The sequence below is a fragment of the Gilliamella sp. BG7 genome (assembly GCF_046635565.1).
Lineage (GTDB): Bacteria > Pseudomonadota > Gammaproteobacteria > Enterobacterales > Orbaceae > Gilliamella > Gilliamella apicola_P.
In genome coordinates, this window is the sequence record NZ_JBIDFB010000001.1 from 155,700 (window position 1) to 175,542 (window position 19,843).

The 19,843-nt window shown below is 34.4% G+C and carries 17 protein-coding genes, 1 tRNA gene and 2 pseudogenes; 13 read left to right on the top strand and 7 right to left on the bottom strand.

What is annotated here, in order from left to right; translation table 11 throughout:
• Window positions 1-52: 52 nt before the first annotated feature.
• A complete protein-coding gene (locus ACGH49_RS00675) occupies window positions 53-814 on the bottom strand; it encodes a GntR family transcriptional regulator (RefSeq protein ID WP_411587861.1) in 762 nt (253 codons plus the stop codon).
• 278 nt (window positions 815-1,092) lie between these two features.
• On the opposite strand from ACGH49_RS00675, the gene ACGH49_RS00680 reads away from it, so the two are divergent.
• Window positions 1,093-2,562, top strand: coding sequence for a mannitol dehydrogenase family protein (locus ACGH49_RS00680; RefSeq protein WP_411587862.1), 1,470 nt, complete (start codon window positions 1,093-1,095; stop codon window positions 2,560-2,562).
• A 205-nt stretch (window positions 2,563-2,767) separates the two neighbouring features.
• Here ACGH49_RS00680 and trmL read toward each other — a convergent pair whose 3' ends face one another.
• The 4 genes from trmL to thiI form a co-directional block, all read right to left on the bottom strand.
• Window positions 2,768-3,253: a tRNA (uridine(34)/cytosine(34)/5-carboxymethylaminomethyluridine(34)-2'-O)-methyltransferase TrmL gene (trmL, locus tag ACGH49_RS00685; RefSeq protein WP_296207738.1), complete on the bottom strand. Its 486-nt coding sequence runs from the start codon at window positions 3,251-3,253 to the stop codon at window positions 2,768-2,770.
• Window positions 3,254-3,272: 19 nt separating this feature from the next.
• A complete protein-coding gene (gene cpxA, locus ACGH49_RS00690; RefSeq protein WP_411587863.1) occupies window positions 3,273-4,655 on the bottom strand; it encodes an envelope stress sensor histidine kinase CpxA in 1,383 nt (460 codons plus the stop codon).
• A gap of 29 nt (window positions 4,656-4,684) precedes the next feature.
• Complete coding sequence (locus ACGH49_RS00695) at window positions 4,685-5,407, bottom strand: response regulator (protein WP_411587865.1); 723 nt, start codon at window positions 5,405-5,407, stop codon at window positions 4,685-4,687.
• Between the two features lie 118 nt (window positions 5,408-5,525).
• The gene (gene thiI / locus ACGH49_RS00700; protein ID WP_411587867.1) at window positions 5,526-6,974 is read right to left on the bottom strand and encodes a tRNA uracil 4-sulfurtransferase ThiI; all 1,449 of its coding nucleotides are present in this window, start codon (window positions 6,972-6,974) and stop codon (window positions 5,526-5,528) included.
• 296 nt (window positions 6,975-7,270) lie between these two features.
• Between thiI and secG the strand changes: the two genes are divergently transcribed.
• Together secG and ACGH49_RS00710 are read left to right on the top strand one after the other, a co-directional pair.
• Window positions 7,271-7,645 (top strand): preprotein translocase subunit SecG, encoded by a 375-nt coding sequence (secG, locus tag ACGH49_RS00705; protein WP_411587868.1) that lies wholly within the window; start codon window positions 7,271-7,273, stop codon window positions 7,643-7,645.
• Window positions 7,646-7,652: 7 nt separating this feature from the next.
• Window positions 7,653-7,738 (top strand) — tRNA-Leu (locus ACGH49_RS00710).
• Between the two features lie 420 nt (window positions 7,739-8,158).
• On the opposite strand, the gene ACGH49_RS00715 is transcribed toward ACGH49_RS00710, so the two are convergent.
• Window positions 8,159-8,347: a hypothetical protein gene (locus tag ACGH49_RS00715; RefSeq protein ID WP_411587869.1), complete on the bottom strand. Its 189-nt coding sequence runs from the start codon at window positions 8,345-8,347 to the stop codon at window positions 8,159-8,161.
• 1,063 nt (window positions 8,348-9,410) lie between these two features.
• Here ACGH49_RS00715 and ACGH49_RS00720 point away from each other — a divergent pair.
• The 3 genes from ACGH49_RS00720 to gpsA are packed head-to-tail and all read left to right on the top strand — an operon-like array spanning window position 9,411 to window position 11,409.
• Entirely contained in the window at window positions 9,411-9,851 is a 441-nt protein-coding gene (locus ACGH49_RS00720; protein WP_411587870.1) for a rhodanese-like domain-containing protein, read from the top strand.
• Window positions 9,852-9,875: 24 nt separating this feature from the next.
• On the top strand, window positions 9,876-10,352 hold the full coding sequence (secB, locus tag ACGH49_RS00725) for a protein-export chaperone SecB (RefSeq protein WP_065561473.1): 477 nt from the start codon (window positions 9,876-9,878) through the stop codon (window positions 10,350-10,352).
• 40 nt (window positions 10,353-10,392) lie between these two features.
• Window positions 10,393-11,409, top strand: a complete 1,017-nt coding sequence (gene gpsA / locus ACGH49_RS00730) for an NAD(P)H-dependent glycerol-3-phosphate dehydrogenase (protein ID WP_411587962.1) — start codon at window positions 10,393-10,395, stop codon at window positions 11,407-11,409.
• 70 nt (window positions 11,410-11,479) lie between these two features.
• Here the strand turns inward: gpsA and ACGH49_RS00735 are convergent, their stop codons facing one another.
• Window positions 11,480-12,454 (bottom strand): hypothetical protein, encoded by a 975-nt coding sequence (locus ACGH49_RS00735; RefSeq protein ID WP_296208391.1) that lies wholly within the window; start codon window positions 12,452-12,454, stop codon window positions 11,480-11,482.
• A 200-nt stretch (window positions 12,455-12,654) separates the two neighbouring features.
• On the opposite strand from ACGH49_RS00735, the gene aas reads away from it, so the two are divergent.
• The 7 genes and pseudogenes from aas (at window position 12,655) to ACGH49_RS00770 (ending at window position 19,770) form a co-directional block, all read left to right on the top strand.
• Window positions 12,655-14,796 carry a bifunctional acyl-ACP--phospholipid O-acyltransferase/long-chain-fatty-acid--ACP ligase gene (aas, locus tag ACGH49_RS00740; protein ID WP_296208387.1) on the top strand — a complete coding sequence of 714 codons (2,142 nt, stop codon included), beginning with the start codon at window positions 12,655-12,657 and terminating at the stop codon, window positions 14,794-14,796.
• Between the two features lie 15 nt (window positions 14,797-14,811).
• Window positions 14,812-15,999: a lysophospholipid transporter LplT gene (lplT, locus tag ACGH49_RS00745; protein ID WP_411587871.1), complete on the top strand. Its 1,188-nt coding sequence runs from the start codon at window positions 14,812-14,814 to the stop codon at window positions 15,997-15,999.
• Window positions 15,986-16,882 (top strand): N-acetylmuramic acid 6-phosphate etherase, encoded by an 897-nt coding sequence (gene murQ, locus ACGH49_RS00750; RefSeq protein WP_065608718.1) that lies wholly within the window; start codon window positions 15,986-15,988, stop codon window positions 16,880-16,882. Before lplT ends, murQ begins: the two co-directional genes overlap by 14 nt.
• A gap of 164 nt (window positions 16,883-17,046) precedes the next feature.
• A pseudogene (locus ACGH49_RS00755) lies at window positions 17,047-17,422 on the top strand (PTS sugar transporter subunit IIA); the annotation flags it as partial.
• 59 nt (window positions 17,423-17,481) lie between these two features.
• Window positions 17,482-18,021 (top strand): annotated as a pseudogene (locus ACGH49_RS00760) (PTS system mannose/fructose/N-acetylgalactosamine-transporter subunit IIB); the annotation flags it as partial.
• A gap of 26 nt (window positions 18,022-18,047) precedes the next feature.
• Window positions 18,048-18,842 (top strand): PTS mannose/fructose/sorbose transporter subunit IIC, encoded by a 795-nt coding sequence (locus ACGH49_RS00765; protein WP_366881446.1) that lies wholly within the window; start codon window positions 18,048-18,050, stop codon window positions 18,840-18,842.
• Window positions 18,843-18,858: 16 nt separating this feature from the next.
• Window positions 18,859-19,770: a PTS system mannose/fructose/sorbose family transporter subunit IID gene (locus ACGH49_RS00770; RefSeq protein ID WP_411587872.1), complete on the top strand. Its 912-nt coding sequence runs from the start codon at window positions 18,859-18,861 to the stop codon at window positions 19,768-19,770.
• Window positions 19,771-19,843: the final 73 nt, after the last annotated feature.

Here is a 19,843-nt window from a genome sequence, read left to right on the forward strand (position 1 = left end):
TCATTTTGTTTTTCTAAAATAATAAAGATCTATAAACAATGCTGATTATTATCTATTGATTAACAATGTTAACCGGAATTGAGTCAAATAAATAACCATCAAAATTTGGATCTTCGCTATCCGAAACTGCCATTAATGTTTGTTTAACATTTTCTAAATGTTGCCACATAGCATGACGTGCGGCCATTGCATCTTTTACCTGTAACGCTTGTAAAATTTTTTCATGATCATAAAGCCATTTTTTTCGATAACTATAATCAGTAATTCGGCTGTGTAGTTGACCCCACATTTTGCTAGCAGTACGTTTTTGCCACAAATCATTTAACAGACTTTCAAGTATTGAATTCTTGGTCGCTCTTGCTATTGCAATATGAAACATTTCATCTGCACTATAATCATCTAAAATATCTTGTTCTAAAATTTGTCGTTCTTTTTCTAAAATAGCTTTTAACTCAATAATATCTGATTTTACAATTTGCGAAGCGGCAAAAGCGGCAATATTACTTTCAATTAATTGTCTAGCTTGTAATAGTTCAAAAGGGCCAAAATCATCTTCTTCAATTTTTTTATCTGTTTCTGATAATATTTCATTTGGTAAACCAATTATATATACACCAGAACCTTTTTTGACAGTGACTAGATTTTCTAATTCTAGCATAATTAACGCTTCTCTTACTACGGTTCTACTTACATTAAATGCCTCTGCAATATCTCTTTCTGGCGGTAATCGGTCACCAATTTTATAGGTACCACCTTTTAATAGTGATTTAAGTTCATTACCAATTTCTTGATATAGCCGATTAATTGTTAGCATTATTTATAATCCTTATTCTAATTTCGGTCTAATTTGAGTAATTATACGCTAATTATTACAAGTACTATAAGTCAATTATGGGATAAATTGATTTAATTTCATAATTGGCATGCCAATATAGTTTCGTATTATAGATTTTTTTTGAACATCATATATAAAATAAACCAAAAAATGTGATTTATATCGCAAAAAAGAAAAAATTGGGATGAAATGTTTGCCAACAAATGAAAACATGTCTAACCAATAAAGTAATTAAACAGATAATCACGGTGAATAAAATGTTAAATTTATTAAATCTTCCTAAATCAATCCAACATAGACCTTTATATGATCGGCAAAAAATAACCTCACGAATTGTTCATTTGGGATTCGGTGCTTTTCACCGTGCTCATCAAGCGTTATTGACCGATCGTTTACTTAACAAGGGAAGCTGTGACTGGGGTATTTGTGAAGTTAATATTGTTGGTGGTGAAGAATTAATTAATGAAATTCGTAAACAAGACCATTTGTATACTGTGTTAGAAAAAGGTGCAACATCAAAAGAAGCATTTATTATTGGTAGCGTAAAAGAATCATTATTAACACCAACAGATGGCATAGATGCAATTTTAGAAAAGATGACGGATCCAGTAATTGAAATTGTTTCATTAACAGTAACAGAAAAAGGATATTGCATGTTACCTAGTGGAGCTGGATTAGATTTGAATAATGCATTAATTAAAACTGACTTAGCAAATCCAACAAAGCCTATGTCTGCCCCAGGTGTTATTGTTGAGGCGCTTTATAGAAGAATGCAACGAGGGTTAAAATCCTTTACTGCTTTATCATGCGATAATATTCCTGAAAATGGATTGGTCTTAAAAAAAGCAATATTAGGATTAGCTAACGCTCGAGATCCACAATTAGCAAATTGGATTGAGTCTAATACAACATTCCCATGCACTATGGTTGACCGTATTGTCCCTGCCGCAACATCCGAAACATTAACTGAAATAGAAGATACATTAGGCGGTATGTTTGATCCATGTGGTATTGCTTGTGAACCTTTTATTCAGTGGGTTATAGAAGATAATTTTGTCACTAACCGCCCTAATTGGAATGAAGTCGGTGCTGAATTTGTGGATAATGTTGTTCCATATGAAGAAATGAAACTTCGTATGCTAAACGGTAGCCATTCTTTTTTAGCCTACCTAGGCTATTTGGCCGGTTACGAGCACATTAATGATTGCATGAATGATGTTAATTATAAAAAAGCAACTTTAACATTGATGATACAACAACAAGCACCAACACTTCACGTCCCTAGTCATGTTAATTTGCAACAATATGCAAACAAACTTATCGAACGTTTTAGTAATCCATCATTAAAACATAAAACATGGCAGATTGCGATGGATGGTACTCAAAAATTGCCTCAAAGAATGCTCGATTCAATCCGTTGGCATATCAAAAATGGTTCAGATTTTTCATTGCTAGCTTTAGGGGTTGCGAGTTGGATGCGCTATATTGGCGGCATCGATGATAATAACCAGCCAATAGATTTACGAGATCCAATGAGTGAGCAACTACAAACTATTGTTAAAACGAGCAACGATGGCGTTGAACGAGTGAATGCTCTATTACGTCTAGAGGCTGTCTTTGGTTTAGATTTGCCGAACAATGCATTATTTAAAGAAAAGGTAACAATACATTACCTTTCTTTAATGGAATATGGGGCAAAACAAACTGTCAGCAATTTATCAAACTAAAGGCGGATTAAATATAATGAAAAACTTTTTGTTACAAACCAAAGTCGCGCAAAGACTCTATTTTGATTATGCGGCAGATCAATTTTTACCAAAATAGATTATAATCAATAAAATTTTTTGTAATTTAATCCAGATTTAGCTTGCTGGTGATCACTATAAATAGAGAATACTTAGTACCGCAGGTATAACTGAATAAAATTAAATTTTATTTTGCCCCCACATAATTTAACTGACGCCATGACTCATAAACAACAACGGCTACAGAATTAGATAAATTTATACTACGACTAGTAGCTAGCATAGGAATGCGAATTTTTTTATCTTGAGGTAATGCATCAAGTATGGTTTTAGGTAAGCCACGGGTTTCTGGTCCAAACATTAAGAAGTCATTTTGCTGGTAATTGACTTCACTATGCGGCTTTTGCCCTTTTGTGGTTAAAGCATAAACTTGGGTTAACAGGTCAATTTGATTGGCATCTAGAAAATGGTTGAGATTTTTATAACGTTTTACATCAACAAATTCTTGATAATCAAGCCCTGCTCGTCTTAATTTTTTGTTATCCCAGAAAAAGCCCATTGGTTCAATAATATGTAAATTGAAACCAGTGTTAGCACAAAGGCGGATAATATTTCCTGTATTAGCAGGAATTTCGGGTTCAAATAAAACGATGTTTAAGGCTGAATTTGACACAACTTTTCTCATTTATTATTTATTGATGTTTATGAATTGGCAATATTATCACAATTCTAAGTCCACCAAGATGACTTTTTTCTGCTTTTACAGTACCGTGATCGCGTATGATGGCATTAGCTACAATAGCGAGCCCTAATCCAGTTCCGCCAGATTCACGATCTCGAGCTTCGCTTGTACGATAAAAAGGTCTAAAAATTTGTTCTAGTTCACTTTCAGCAACTCCTGGACCATCATCATCAATTGTAATTGTTAGCTTTTGTTGTTGTGCTACAAAATTAATATCGATCTGTTTATTTGAATAGCGAAATGCGTTGCGTATAACGTTTTCAAGTGCGCTACACAAAGCAATTGGATAGCATAATATAGTATGGTTAGTTGGAAAATTTGTAACGACCAACGTTTTACCTATTTGTTCTGCTTCAAAAGTGGCATTATCAAGCACCTGTTTAAATAGAATATTAATTTTATTAGCCTCACGAATTTCATTATTGTCATATTGTTGCCTTGCCAATGACAATAAGTCACCAATCATAGAATCTAATTTCATCGCTTCATTATTAATACGTATAACTTCACTGCTTTCTCCTTGTTTGCGCCGCAATAGTGATGTAGCAAGCTGCAAACGAGTCAAAGGAGTGCGTAATTCATGAGAAATATCTGAAAACAAACGCTGCTGTACTTTTTGCATTCGTTTAAGCTCTCTTAGCATATGGTTAAAACTAGCCCCCGTTGCTTTATATTCAGACGATCCTATTTGTTCTAGCTCAGGCCACTCTTGTAAATTTCCTTTTGCGACCTGATCAGCTGCTTTTTTTAGTCCGCGAGCTGGTTTTGCAATACTCCAAGATAACCATAGTAAAAAAGGAGAACTTGCCAGCATGGTCAAAGTTAATAGTAAAAAAGGATGATCAAATATAAAGTTGACTAATTGAGATTGAATATCTGTAGTTTGTTGTAGGATATATAATTGATATTCAGCATTAGCATAATGAATGAGAAAAGGTCCTATAATTTCTTGAGAATCATAGATTTTTTTTGCAGGATCTTTGACATCATGGGATTTTTCACTAAAGTTTTTGATTAAAGCAATATTTTTTGTTTCAGCTGTAATGATTTGCCCATTAGGAGTAACAATAAATAAAAATTGACCTGGTTTTTGATGACTATCCATAACAACAATAAAACGCATCCACCACCGAAAACTATCTTTTGGTACATTAATAAGATCATTTTCAATCTGATGTGCAAGCATATTACCAGCTTGTTTATCTTTGTTTGCTAAATAGGTTAAATTTCGAGAGTCAAGACTCGGCAAAACCATTATTAACATTAGGAAAAAAGCTATAGTCAATAAAAATATTGTGAAAATTCTGATTGTTAGCTTGTCAAAAAACCACATATTATGTTATCTGATTTTTCATTATAATGTTATTCGTGTAACAAATTGTTATTTTGATCAATAACAAATAAGTAACCTTTTGAACGTAATGTTTTAATCCAAGGTAAACCATCACTCCTAGGAGGAAGTTTTTTGCGTAAATTAGATACATGTACATCAATCGATCGAGCAAGTGGAATAAATTCTTTACCTAAAACAGATTCACTTAGTGTTTCACGTGTAATTATTTTGCCTGCATTTTCAAGAAATGTAAGCAACACTTGAAACTCAGTACCTGTTAAGTCAATATACTTATTATCAAAAAAAACAGATTGTTGTTTTCGATTTACATTGAGTTTATCAACTGTATATTGAATTGGTTTTTCAAATCCATAGTTAGCTATATTATCCCAATAGGTTCTACGTAAAAGTGCATTAATTCGGGCAATAAGCTCTCTATCATTAAATGGTTTTATAATGTAATCATCAGCACCGAGTTCAAGTCCAATCACTTTATCATATTCATCATCTTTGGCTGTTAAAAGAATAACAGGTACAGTAAATTTACCTCTAAGCTGAGATAATAATCTAAATCCATTCATCTCAGGCATCATAATATCAAGTAAAATGAGATCTATTGTTTTATCAAATTTGTCTAAAGCCTGAATTCCATTATTTGCTATTTCAACTTGATACCCTTCTAACTCAAGCAGCTCTCGTAATAATAAGGTAATTTCCTGATCATCATCCACTACAAGTAATTTGCTGCTCATTGCAATCCTCTTTATCTAATTCACTCTTGATATTATTTCAATAACAAATATAGTTTTTATCCTAAAAAACTCATTATATGTAAAATTTACTAATAATATAGTAAATTATTGTTAAGTTTTATATAGAAAATATTTTTACGTTACTAAAACCTTGGTCAATTAAATAAAGCGCTTGTAACTTACTCATTACGCCACGATCACAATATAGCAAATATTGCTTTGATTGTTCCAAACGCCCAAATTGCGTTGCTAACTTATAAAATGGAATATGCTTAACTTCAATATCGCTCAATATAAGTGGGTTATCTTCCTGCTCTTCTGAAGAACGAATATCAATAACTATGTGCTCGGCACTTAGAGTTGTGACAGTTTCAACATGAGCAATTTTTGTATCAGTTTGTTTTGCTATCTCACGAATATCAATATTTTCAGCCTCGGCAACTGCTTTATCCAAAATCGTGAAATTAAAATTCATTTCCTCTGCTTCAATTTTTTCTTTCACGGCTTTAACCGTTGGGCTTTTAGATATTACGCCACAAAATTCTGGCATTGTTTTAGCTATATCTTCAGTACCAATTTGACGCGCAATATTGATAATGGTTTCTTTGTCATGTGTGATTAAAGGACGTAAAACTAATGTATCACTGGCATTATCAATTAAACGTAAATTGGTAAGTGTTTGGCTTGATACTTGCCCCAATGCTTCTCCAGTAACAAGAGCTTCCACTTTATAGCGTTGCGCAATTTTTGATGCCGCACGAATCATCATCCGTTTTAGAATAACTCCCATTTGCCCATCATCAATTTTTTCAAGAATTTCACCAACAACATCTGAAAAATCAATAGCAATGAAACGCACTTTATGCGAACTACCAAAACGTTCCCATAGGTAATGAGCCATATGTTTAACGCCAATTTCGTGAGTTTTTCCGCCAAGATTAAAGAAACAATAATGCACTCGGCTTCCGCGTCGCATTAGCATATAACTTGATACACCAGAATCAAAACCACCCGATATAAGCGAAAGAACATCTTCTTGTGTACCAGTTGGAAAACCGCCAATGCCAGCATGTCGACCTTTTACCAGCAGTAACTTTTCTTTGTCGATTTCAAGATGAACGGTGATTTCTGGATGAGTTAATTTAACCTTAGCCGAAGACACATGTTGATTAAGCCCACCACCAACATAACGTTCAACATCAATTGAAGTAAATTCATGTTTACCTCGACGCTTCACGCGTACACAAAACGTTTTGTTTTCAATTAATGGAGCATAATAATCCAATGCTTTTTCAAAAATATCATGCATATCAACAAAAGTGATTTCATCAACGGCTAAAATATGATGTATACCGGGGATCCGCGTTAATAACTCAAGTATCTTAGCTTCACTATTTTCAACTTTTGTACGAACTTCAATAAAATCCCAATGACGAATAACTGCAACATCTTCAATATGATGCTTTAAAATATTACGAATGTTACTTGTTAGTATTTTAATAAATCGTAAACGAACAGAATCACTTTTGATGGTAATTTCGGGAAAGAGCTTAACAATAAATTTCATAAAATCAATGCGAACTATTATAAAAATGCATCATTATACTTGTTTTACTCAAAAACTCACAATTGATTATGATAAATATATCTAATGACTGTTTTAATTTATTGCTTGATATAAAATTAGTGAATACACAATAATACATCATCTACAGATAAAATAAGTATTTTTACTACCTGAAAAGTATAAATGCTTAAAATATATCAATCATATCTTAAATTTTACTTGCTTGTTGGACTGTCTTTCGCTAATATCTCGCATCAATAAATTCTGTTGTATAACATATAAATTGACAGGTTGAAATGTACGAATTTTTAATTATAAGCTATTTAATTATCGCGGTTATAATAGTTGCGTTAGTTTTAATACAACGAGGTAAAGGGGCTGACATGGGTTCATCATTTGGCGCTGGTGCATCCGCAACTTTATTTGGCTCTTCAGGTAGTGGGAATTTTTTAACTCGCGCTACCACTTTATTAGGTATTCTGTTTTTTGTAATAAGCATTTTACTTTCAAATTTAGGTAGCAAACCACGAATAGCTTCATCTAGCGAATTTGAGAATATTGAAGATACTGTACCAGTAACAACACAGCTGAATGAAGGTAATACCGCACCTACTACAGCTCCAATTACTCAACCTGTACAGCAAAATTCAACTTCAGATATACCTGAATAACAACGGCGCCGTGGTGGTGAAATTGGTAGACACGCTATCTTGAGGGGGTAGTGCTCTAAGAGCATGCGGGTTCAAGTCCCGCCCACGGCACCAAATCAATAAACAGTAACATTCTTTTAAACACAACAATCATAAGTCTTGAAGACCATTTCATTATCCTCTAAGTATTAGTAAGTTAAATTCGTTCAAAAAAATTCAAATTTAATATATATGGTTAGCTGTAGGAAAACGCCGAGTTGTTTACACCTCATGATAAAAATAATCCTCTAAAAACTCATAAGGCGTTTTCCCCCGAACTCACTTTATGAGTTTGATCTTCGCCAAAATATTAGACAGTGCTCGCCTCTATCATTTTATTGTTTTGATAATATTGTTGTTCATATTGTTCAGGCGATATCCAGCCGTTGGCTGAATGACGACGGATACGATTATAATCGATAATCACCGACAGATATAACCCAGTAAGTAATATCGATTACCCATATGATGTTGGGCTTATCAGGGTTAAATTGCCTATCTAACGTATTGGGGTGCGATATGATGATGGATATCAGTATCTATGTTATGCTTGAATTTACGTGCTACTTTACTATGCAATTTTAAACTGCGTAATCCCCATTGTTGCAAAACACGGCTAACTGTTCTTTCTGAAACTGGATAGCTTGCATCTCTAACATCATGAAGCAGGCTTGGTACACCCAAACGTGCCTTATGGTACCAATACTACTTTTTGATATACTCGCTGAGTTTAATGGATTTGTTGGGTCTTTTTAGCTAGGCTAAATAACCCGATGTACTGACACCAATTAATTGACACACCTTGATTATAGGATAGGCAGTTAAATAATTTTTAATAAATGAGACTTCTGTCCACTTTTTTGGCGAGAATCAGTTTAATAGTATTATAAAGGTGAATAAATCGCTTAATATTGGTTGATTATGCCACATCTGGATTAAAAGTTCGTATCACTTCTTTCATTTTTCCCATTAGTTCGTGGGGGGATGGTCTCTTGAGTTTTGATTGATACGATGGTTATCATTCTTTTTAATAAATAGATTTCGCTAATTCTCAATTAATCACCAAACGGTATAGACTCCTGAATATTTTTTACAAAAAATATAATTTTAAAAGTGAACAGTTCTGTAAATAGCCCATAGTGATTACAAAGTTTACGTAGAAATTTTGTTGCCTGCTTTTTAGGCTTTATGTTCAACGAAAATCATATTATTCAATACTCATAAGGTCTTCCGGTGTTATAAATGGAATACCCAAAATGGATGTTTGGTATTGACATATAGCAGTTCGCCTAGATAGCTCTTGTTATAGTCCTTAATTTGTCGCCTTAATTTATCTTTAATTAATTTATTAACTTTAACTAAATATTTAATTCCATGACTGATGGTTTTATAAAACGCATTTTTACTAGTTAAAGGGGTAAATAAATTCAATCATGTTTTCTTTAATACGTTATAAATAGTCGAACCACTGACCATAAAAAGTTTAGCTAAACCGGTAACGATTATTTTTTTATGATATAAACGCCATATATATTTCTTGTACGTGATACGGCGTTAGTTTTGTATTTTTATATATATTCATTACAATAGTTTCTTGAATTACTGTAATCAAAGTGAGTCATTCCTATACCTCTTAAAATAAAACAGCTCACTATAGAGTAATTTTTCAATTATTGGCACTATATTTCATTACACATTATCGCTATAATCACTCCTTATATTGAAGAAACTAGGTAATTATACAAGTATGGACTTTATAACACTCGAAATTCTACCTTTTGTAAAAAATCATCTTTTACTTTCCTTAGGTTGGGTTGTACTGTTTATTGCAATCATTGTACTAACCATCAAATGTAAACTGTCTAAAGTTAAAATTATCAATAATGCTCAAGCAATCCATATGATTAATAAGCAAGATGCAGTTATTATTGATACTCGCTCTGCTGATAGTTTTAAAAAAGGGCATATAACAGATTCTCACAATATTTTGCCTACCGATATTAAAAATGCAAGTGCAAAAACAATTGAAAAATTTAAAGAAAATATTGTTATTTTAATTGATGAGAATGGTTTATCATCAACGAATATAGGTGAAATACTTGTCAAACAAGGTTTTTCAAATGTCTTTGTATTAAAAGACGGCATTGCTGGATGGAACGGCGAGAATTTACCATTAGTTAGAAAATAATATTATAAAAAATAAGGTTTTATCATGACAGAACAAAACAATACACAACAACCAGAAACACAGTTTGCTATTCAACGTATTTATACTAAAGATGTTTCATTTGAAACTAACAATGTTCCAGAAATTTTTACTAAACAATGGCAACCAGAGTTGAATCTTGAATTAAATTCATCTTCGCAAGTTTTAAGCGAAAATGTATATGAAGTTGCACTTCGTGTCACTGTAACAGTAAAACAACAAAACGAAGTTGTATATATCTGTGAAGTTACTCAAGCTGGTATTTTCTCACTTGTCGGATTTGATGAAGGCCAAATTCAACATTGTGTTGGTGCTTATTGCCCAAATATTTTGTTCCCTTATGCTCGTGAAGTAATTTCAAGTTTAGTGAATAAAGGTACATTCCCACAAGTGAATTTAGAACCAGTAAATTTTGAAGCATTATTTATGAACTATATTCAGCAACAACAAGCTGAAGCTGAATCAAAAGAAACACTACAATAGTCATTGTATTGCAATTAACTGATAATAAATTTATTAGATGATTATGAAAAAAGATGCTGCAGTAACAGTAATTGGCGCTGGATCTTATGGAACCTCTTTAGCTATTTTACTGGCAAGAAATGGTCACTCAACTTTATTATGGGGGCACAATCCTGATAAAATGACCATTTTGCAGCATGATAGGCAAAATAAACAGTTTCTACCGAATATTCCTTTCCCAGATCTGTTACAAATTGAAACTGATTTAAAAACGGCAGTTTCAGCAGCACCAATTTTACTTATTGTAGTACCAAGTCACGCTTTTGCTTGCATTTTGACTCAAATTAAACCTTTTTTAAACCAAGATACAAAAATTGTCTGGGCTACAAAAGGCCTTGAAGTTGATACTGGTCGATTATTACAAGATGTTGCGAAAGAGATTTTGGGCGATAAGATTCCATTAGCGGTCATTTCTGGCCCAACTTTTGCTAAAGAAGTTGCATCTGGATTACCAACAGCGGTAACTGTAGCGTCAACTGATGAGCATTTTTTGAATCAACTGCAAACTTTGTTTCATTGTAGCAAAAGCTTCCGTGTCTATAGCAGCACAGATTTTATTGGAGTACAACTTGGTGGTGCAATCAAAAATGTTATCGCTATTGGTGCTGGATTATCTGATGGTCTTGGCTTTGGAGCCAATGCCAGAACAGCATTAATTACACGTGGACTTGCTGAAATGATGCGTTTAGGTGCAGTGTTAGGTGCAGATCCAGCAACCTTTATGGGAATGGCAGGACTAGGTGATTTGGTTTTAACTTGTACCGATGATCAATCCCGCAATCGCCGTTTTGGAATGTTACTTGGCCAAAATAAATCCATTCAAGAAGCTCAAGATGCTATTGGCCAAGTTGTTGAAGGGCGCAACAATACAAAAGAAGTCTGGTTATTAGCCCAAAAATATCATGTAGATATGCCAATCACTGAACAAATTTACCAAGTTCTTTATGAGCATAAAGACCCAAAACAGGCAGCGATGGCATTACTTAGACGTTCACAAAAAGAAGAATTAAAAAGCTAGTTTTTACACTCAACCACCTATTTATCTGAAACTTTTTGACAAAAAATCATACGAACTTGATGTCTAAGTATTACAAAAACGTACCAATTCCTTTTTCTTTTGCTTTAAGATAGATATCATAGCCAATATACACGTCTAATACGGCTGTACCAACAGTTTTAAACAGCGTGACTTGCTGATCATTTAGACGGCATTGGGTTGGATCTATCACTAAATCTCCTAACTCTAAAAAATCATCTTCTGATACCAATTTTTGTTTAATTGTATCAATAATATCACCTGCTTCAGCAAATACGCCTTCTTTAGTATCAACTACCCGAATATTAGCCTTTTCAACTACACATTCAGGAATTTCATGCATTAATGGTGTATAAGCACCTACACCATTAATGTGCGTGCCAAGTTTTACTTTTTCGCCATTAAATGTCACAACTTTTGACGTTGTAACCGAAGTAATGATATCGGCTTGGCTAATGTCTTCATCCAAATTTTTTGAAAAATAAAGATTAGTAGAAAAATGAGCAAAACGATGTTTCATCTCTTCTGTAAATTGTTTCGCTTTTTGTGTATCAATATCAAAAATAGCGACGTCAGTAAGCGAACGAACAGTTAACATTGCCTCTAATTGAGATACTGATTGCCCACCTGTACCTATCAACACAGCTCGACTAGCATTTTTACGAGCTAGCAAATCGGTTGCAGCACCTTGAACGGCTCCCGTACGAAGCTGAGTGACAAAAGTGCCATCTAACATAGCACAGACTTCACCTGTTTGCGGATCTAACATTAAAACTTGAGCCGGTACTGATGGTTTACCCAATTTAGGATTGTCAGGAAATACCGAAACTATTTTTATACCCACAATATCGCTACCTTTAATATGTGCGGGCATAAACAAACATTGCCCCTTTTGCATATCAAAATTTATTCGTAACGGCACATCACTGTTTCCTTGACTATAGATTTTCAAAGCTTGTTTATCTGCAGCTATCGCATCTTTCATAGTATAAAATCTTTCAATATCATTGGCCGTTAAAATGAGCATATTAATTCCTTATTGATTTTCTATGTTTATTTAGATTTTTAGTATCTATTATCTATTTTTTTAATCAAGATTCATTGTCAATTAAACCATAAAAAGCTGTCTTATATAACAAAAATTAAGAAAAAACACAGTTCTTGTTTATTCTGTATATTTTCACTATTATTACGCCGTGTAATTTTTCACGGTAATTGAGAAATCAGATGTTATTTAAAATATTAAAATTTTTCTTAAAGATTTTATTCCAAGTTAAAATTAATGGTGATCTAGAAAATTTAAAACAAGACAGAATTATTATTACACCTAACCATGTATCTTTCCTTGATGGTATTTTAATTGGTGTGTTTTTGCCAGTAAGAACGGTCTTTGCTATTTATCCTAGCTATATTAATCATTGGTTAGTCCGTTTAGCAAAACGCTATGTTGATTTTGTGCCAATGGATCCACTTAGTCCAATGGCAATAAAGCGATTAGTTAGAGAAGTTGAAAAAGGTAGGCCGATAGTGATATTTCCTGAAGGAAGAATTACTGTAACAGGCTCATTAATGAAAATTTATGATGGCGCTGCTTTTGTTGCTGCTCGTTCTCAGTCCGCAATTGTACCAGTGTGGATCGAGGGCGCTGAATTTACATTAACTAGTCGTTTAAAAGGATTATTTAAACGTCGTTTATTTCCTAAAATAACCATTCATGTACTTAAACCGACATCTATAAAAATGCCTGATGCGCTTAAATCTAATGAAAAACGTTATATTGCAGGTGAAAAACTTCATCAAATTATGATGAATGCACGCATGGCAAGTCGTCCAAAGTTAACTCTATTTGAAGCACTATTGGAAGCACAAGTCCGCTATGGTGTAAAATCAAGAATGGTGCAAGACCCTACAACTAACGAAGCATCTTATCGTAATTTGTTAAAACAAATTATAGGGGTTAGCCGTATTATTGCTAAAATCACTAAGAATAAAGAGCGTGTAGGAGTTTTATTACCTAATGCAACCATTACTGTTGCGACAATTTTCGGTCTATCAGTTAAAAATCGAATTCCTGCTATGCTAAATTATACCGCCGGAACCAAAGGTCTTACTTGTGCAGTTAAAGCTGCTGAAATTAAAATTATTATTACTTCGCGCAAATTTATTAAAAAGGGAAAATTAGATTATCTTCTTGAAGAAATAAAAAATGTTAAATGGTGTTTCCTTGAAGATCTACGTAATAGTTTAAATTTTAAAGATAAACTTTATGTCGCAGTTCATCAATATATTCCTCGTTTAGTTAAATGCCCCCAATCAAGTGATGACGAAGCACTAGTACTATTCACCTCGGGCTCAGAGGGTAATCCTAAAGGTGTTGTCCATAGCCATGCTAGCTTACTTGCAAATGTTGAACAAATTCGAACCGTTATTGATCCAACGCCAGCCGATCGATTTATGTCAGCACTACCATTATTCCATGCTTTTGGTATTACAGCAGGATTATTTCTACCACTATTTTCTGGTAGTCGTACATTTTTATATCCAAATCCATTACATTATCGGATGGTACCTGAAATTATTTATGATCAAGATTGTACGGTTTTATTTGGTACGCCAACTTTCTTAGCAAACTATGCCATTTACGCACACCCATATGATTTTATGCGTTTACGCTATGTTGTTGCTGGAGCAGAAAAATTATCAGACATAGTGCGTGAACAGTGGAGAGACAAATATGGTATACGTATTTTAGAAGGTTATGGCGTTACTGAGTGTGCGCCAGCTGTGGCTCTGAATGTTCCTATGGCGTTTAAAACAGGTACAGTAGGTCGATTATTGCCAGGCATGGCATCAAGATTAATTCACATTCCTGGCATTAGCGATGGAGGTCAATTGCAAGTTAAAGGACCTAATGTGATGAAAGGCTATTTACGGGTGGAAAATCCGGGCAAACTTGAAGAACCAGTAGCAGTTGATGAAAATGGACAAGCCGAAAAAGGTTGGTATGATACCGGCGATATCGTTGCTATTGATAGTGAGGGATTTGTAACAATTAAAGGACGTTTAAAACGATTTGCCAAAATTGCTGGAGAAATGGTTTCATTAGAAAGTGTAGAATCCTTAGCAAAAAAAATCGATTCTGATGCAATGCACGGCGCAACAGTTAAAGCCGATGCGAATAAAGGTGAAGCAATTGTTTTATTTACTACCTCGACAAATTTAAATCGAGAGCAGCTTAATCAGGCATCTCAAGAATTGGGCATTCCAGCACTAGCTATTCCTCGTGATATTCGTATAGTAAAAGAGTTACCGCTACTAGGTACGGGGAAAATTGATTTTATTACCTTACGAAAAATGGCTGACGAATAAGCCAGAGGCTGCTACATGAAGCAACATTCACTGTTAAACAAAGGCATGGTTACAACCATGCTGGCACAATTCTTTTCAGCATTTGCCGATAACGCAATCTTTTTTGCTATCTTAGCTTTCATAAAAAATTTACATTATCCAGCATGGAGTCAATCGGTATTACAGATTAGTTTTGTAGTTCCGTTTATCATTCTTTGCCCTTTTGTTGGTCAAATTGCTGACAGCATATCAAAAGGTAAGGCAATGATGATTTCAAATAGTATAAAATTACTGGGCGCTAGTTGTATCTGTTTAAACATTAATCCTTTTGTAGGCTATTTTTTAATTGGAGTAGGCGCTGCAGCATACTCCCCTGCTAAATATGGAATTTTAGGTGAACTTACTACAGGTGATAATTTGGTTAAAGCAAATGGGTTAATAGAAGCATCAACTATTGCAGCTATTTTACTTGGTTCACTAGCAGGTGGTCATATTGCCGATTTTAATGTAGGTGTTTCCTTACTTGCTTGCGTATTAATGTATGGACTGGCACTTATTACTAACTTTTTTATTCCTAAATTACCTGCTGTACGACAGAATATTTCATGGCAATTTATAGGCATGCTAAAAAATTTTGTTAATATAATTAAAATTATCTTCACCAATAAGCAGAACGCATTTGCATTTTTAGGTACTAGTTTGTTTTGGGGAGCTGGAATTACTTTACGTTTGCTGTTAATTAGCTGGGTTCCTGATGTATTAAACATTCATGACAATGCAACGCCAACAAACCTTTATGCAGTAGTTGCTATCGGCATTGTTATTGGTGCAGGCCTAGCTAGTACATTTATTTCAATTAACAACACTTTACGTTGTATTCCTGCTGGTATAATGATGGGCATAGCGGTAATTGCCTTCACTTTGCAAAGCAACATAATTTTGTCTTATATTTTACTCATTGTTATCGGAGCATTAGGTGGCTTCTTTTTGGTACCATTAAATGCTTTTATTCAAAAAACTGGTAAAGATTTAGTTGGTGCCGGCGGTGTTATTTCGGTACAAAACCTAAGTGAATACTCAGCGATGATGATAATGTTAGGGCTTTATACGTTAGCCGTTACTTTAAATTTATCGGTTACTGCTATCGGTTTTTGTTTTGGGAGTTTATTTGCTTTAGTTATATTTTTATTATGGTTAGGATTAAAAAATAATGAATCACATTAATCTATCAGCAATGCTAACAGAAAATCGTAATCCAAATAGCGAAAAAATAGATAACTGTTCAACATTAGAAATGCTACAAATTATCAATAATGAAGATAAAAAAGTCGCATTGGCTATTGAAAAAGAATTACCCAATATCGCAAAAGCCGTTGATGCAATTAGTTTGACATTGTCAAATCAAGGTAGACTAATCTATATAGGGGCTGGCACTTCAGGCCGACTAGGTATTTTAGATGCAAGTGAATGTCCACCAACTTACGGCACATCACCAGAACAAGTTATTGGCTTAATTGCTGGAGGCAAAACAGCTATTTTTAAGGCAATTGAAAACGCCGAAGATAACCCAGAATTGGCAATTACTGACTTAAAAAACATTAATTTTAACTCAAATGATGTTTTAGTTGGCATTGCAGCTAGTGGACGCACACCTTATGTAATAGGTGCTATGCAATATGCTAAATCAATTGGAGCAATAGTGATCAGCTTATGCTGTAACCCATCAGCACCAATGATTAATTTAGCCAATATTGCTATTACACCAATTGTTGGTGCAGAAGTAATTACAGGATCCTCCAGAATGAAAGCAGGTACAGCACAAAAATTAGTCCTCAACATGTTAACTACTGCTAGCATGATAAAAATCGGCAAAGTCTATAGTAATTTAATGGTTGACGTACAAGCTACCAACGCCAAACTTGTTGAACGACAGATATCCATTGTTATGCAGGCTACCGATTGCAGCCGAGAAAAAGCCATTGCCGCATTAACCGAAAGTAATAAGCATTGTAAAACTGCTATTTTGATGATTCTTTCAAGTTTAAATGCAGAGCAAGCCAGACTGAAACTAAAAAAAGAAAATGGTTTTATTCGTCAAATACTATAACATAAACTAATTTTACTATTAATAAATAATAGAAAATTTGAGTTTTTTATCAAAACGTGATAGCTACATGGTTAACTACTTATTTTTCTCTATAAAATAACAAGATAATTTTATTTTACATACTTTATATTATGCAATTAATATAAAAATTAGGAGGTCGTTATATGGTTGGAATTATCCTAGCAACTCATGGTGAGTTTGCGGAAGGTATTCTACAATCAGGATCAATGATATTTGGAGAACAAGAAAATGTTAAAGCTGTTACCTTGCATCCAAGTGATAGTCCTGAAAGTTTAAAAGAACGAATGCTTGAAGCGATTGCAACATTTGCTAATCAAGAACAAATCCTGTTTTTAGTAGATTTATGGGGAGGAACACCATTTAATCAGGCTAACAATTTATGTGGTGAACATAGTAATTGGGCTATTGTTGCTGGTTTAAATTTACCAATGTTAATTGAAGCCTATTCTTCTCGTTTTTCAATGGAAACGGCGAAAGAAATTGCTGCCGCAATTATTGAACCAAGCAAAGAAGGTGTTCGAACAACAGTCGAAATACCAACACAATCTTCTGTTTCTACTAAAAACGCAAATACTATCCCCGATGGAACAGTACTTGGAGATGGTAAAATGAAAATCGTGTTAGCTCGTGTTGACTCACGTCTATTACATGGGCAAGTGGCAACAGCATGGACAAAATCAACCAATCCTAACCGTATTATTGTTGTTTCTGATTCGGTTGCAAAAGATGAATTAAGAAAAAAACTCATCCAAGAAGCAGCACCTCCTGGTGTAAAAGCAAATGTTGTTCCAGTTAAAAAAATTATTGAAGTTTCACGCGATCCTCGTTTTGGTAATACCAAAGCGCTACTTCTATTTGAAAATCCAAAAGATGTGCTACGAACCATAGAGGGCGGTGTCAATATCAATGAACTTAATATTGGTTCGATGGCCCATTCCGTAGGAAAGGTTATGGTTAATAAAGTGCTGTCAATGAATGCTGATGATGTTAATACATTTGAAAAATTAAAAGCAAAAAATGTGAAATTTGATGTTCGCAAAGTGCCTAATGACTCTAGCAGTAATATGGACGAATTATTGAAAAAAGCGAAAGAAGAATTGGCGCAACAAAAGAATTAGTTTATTTAAGGGGTTATATTATGACATTGTCGATTATTACTATCATTTTAGTGATAGTTATTGCCTTTCTAGCTGGTATGGAAGGTATTTTAGATCAGTTTCAATTCCACCAACCTTTAGTGGCTTGTTCTTTAATTGGACTTGTAACAGGTAATTTAGAAGCTGGTGTTGTATTGGGCGGTTCGTTGCAAATGATTGCACTCGGTTGGGCCAATATCGGGGCGGCAGTAGCGCCTGATGCAGCTTTAGCATCGGTTGCTTCATCAATTATTTTAGTATTAGGCGGCCAAGGTATAGCTGGCGTATCTACTGCTATAGCTGTTGCTATTCCACTTGCAGTTGCAGGGCTATTCTTAACCATGATTGTACGAACTATTGCTGTTCCATTAGTACACCTGATGGATGCGGCAGCGGAAGAAGGCAATATTCATAAAATTGAATGGTTACAAATTTTAGGTATCTGTTTACAAGGTTTACGTATCGCAATCCCAGCTGCTGCGTTACTCTTTATTCCTGCTGAAGTTGTTAGAAGTACATTAGAAGCAATGCCAGAATGGCTAACAACAGGAATGGCTATTGGTGGTGGAATGGTCGTTGCTGTTGGTTATGCAATGGTAATCAATATGATGGCAAACCGCGAAGTATGGCCATTTTTTATTATTGGTTTTGTCGTTGCAGCGATATCACAATTAACACTGATTGCACTTGGCGCTTTAGGTATAGCATTAGCACTAATTTACCTCAATCTTTCAGAACGTGGTAATTCATCCAATGGTGGTAGCAAAGGTGACCCACTTGATGATATTTTAAATGATTACTAGAAACTTGGAGAAGAAAATGACTGATAGAATCCAATTAAACAAAAAAGATCGTTTAGCGGTTGCTTGGCGTTCAACCTTCCTCCAAGGGTCTTGGAACTATGAACGTATGCAAAATGGTGGATGGGTCTATTCAATGATCCCTGCTATCAAAAAATTATATACCACCAAAGAGGCTCGCTCTGCAGCTCTTAAGCGTCACCTAGAATTTTTTAATACTCACCCCTATTTAGCTTCTCCAGTACTTGGGGTAACTCTTGCACTTGAAGAGGAACGGGCTAATGGAGCTGCTGTTGATGACGTAGCAATTCAAGGGGTAAAAGTTGGGATGATGGGACCACTAGCGGGTGTGGGTGATCCTGTATTTTGGTTTACCGTACGTCCAATGCTCGGCGCTCTTGGTGCTTCACTTGCACTAAGCGGTAATATTATGGGACCAATTTTATTCTTCTTATTATGGAATATTATTCGTTGGGGATTCATGTGGTATACCCAAGAATTTGGTTACCGTACAGGCTCTAAAATAACCGATAATTTATCAGGCGGATTACTACAAAAAATCACCAAAGGAGCTTCTATTTTAGGGATGTTTGTACTGGCAGCCTTAGTACAAAGATGGGTATCAATAAAATTTAAACCAGTCGTATCTAGCGTCAAGCTAGACAATGGTGCTTTTATTGATTGGAATACATTACCAGCAGGTGCTGAAGGCATTCAACAAGCATTAATTCAAATGCAAAGCGGATTATCACTGACTCAACAAAAGGTAACCACCTTACAAAATAACTTAGATCAATTAATACCTGGACTTGTCCCCTTACTATTGACTTTCTTTTGCATGTGGTTACTTCGTAAAAAAGTATCACCAATCCTAATTATTTTGGGATTATTTATAGTAGGTATTGTTGGCCATGTAATCGGTCTTTTCTAAACATATAGCTATGCCTATATATATTTAGAAAGTATGATATTTTAAAATAACGCCAACTTTCTATTTAATATTA

Bases quoted from the DNA above. Each gene is read 5' to 3' on its own strand.
- ACGH49_RS00675 (WP_411587861.1), bottom strand. From the start codon at position 814: ATGCTAACAATTAATCGGCTATATCAAGAAATTGGTAATGAACTTAAA.
- ACGH49_RS00680 (WP_411587862.1), top strand. From the start codon at position 1,093: ATGTTAAATTTATTAAATCTTCCTAAATCAATCCAACATAGACCTTTA.
- cpxA (WP_411587863.1), bottom strand. From the start codon at position 4,655: ATGTGGTTTTTTGACAAGCTAACAATCAGAATTTTCACAATATTTTTA.
- ACGH49_RS00695 (WP_411587865.1), bottom strand. From the start codon at position 5,407: ATGAGCAGCAAATTACTTGTAGTGGATGATGATCAGGAAATTACCTTA.
- thiI (WP_411587867.1), bottom strand. From the start codon at position 6,974: ATGAAATTTATTGTTAAGCTCTTTCCCGAAATTACCATCAAAAGTGAT.
- secG (WP_411587868.1), top strand. From the start codon at position 7,271: ATGTACGAATTTTTAATTATAAGCTATTTAATTATCGCGGTTATAATA.
- ACGH49_RS00720 (WP_411587870.1), top strand. From the start codon at position 9,411: ATGGACTTTATAACACTCGAAATTCTACCTTTTGTAAAAAATCATCTT.
- secB (WP_065561473.1), top strand. From the start codon at position 9,876: ATGACAGAACAAAACAATACACAACAACCAGAAACACAGTTTGCTATT.
- ACGH49_RS00735 (WP_296208391.1), bottom strand. From the start codon at position 12,454: ATGCTCATTTTAACGGCCAATGATATTGAAAGATTTTATACTATGAAA.
- aas (WP_296208387.1), top strand. From the start codon at position 12,655: ATGTTATTTAAAATATTAAAATTTTTCTTAAAGATTTTATTCCAAGTT.
- lplT (WP_411587871.1), top strand. From the start codon at position 14,812: ATGAAGCAACATTCACTGTTAAACAAAGGCATGGTTACAACCATGCTG.
- murQ (WP_065608718.1), top strand. From the start codon at position 15,986: ATGAATCACATTAATCTATCAGCAATGCTAACAGAAAATCGTAATCCA.
- ACGH49_RS00770 (WP_411587872.1), top strand. From the start codon at position 18,859: ATGACTGATAGAATCCAATTAAACAAAAAAGATCGTTTAGCGGTTGCT.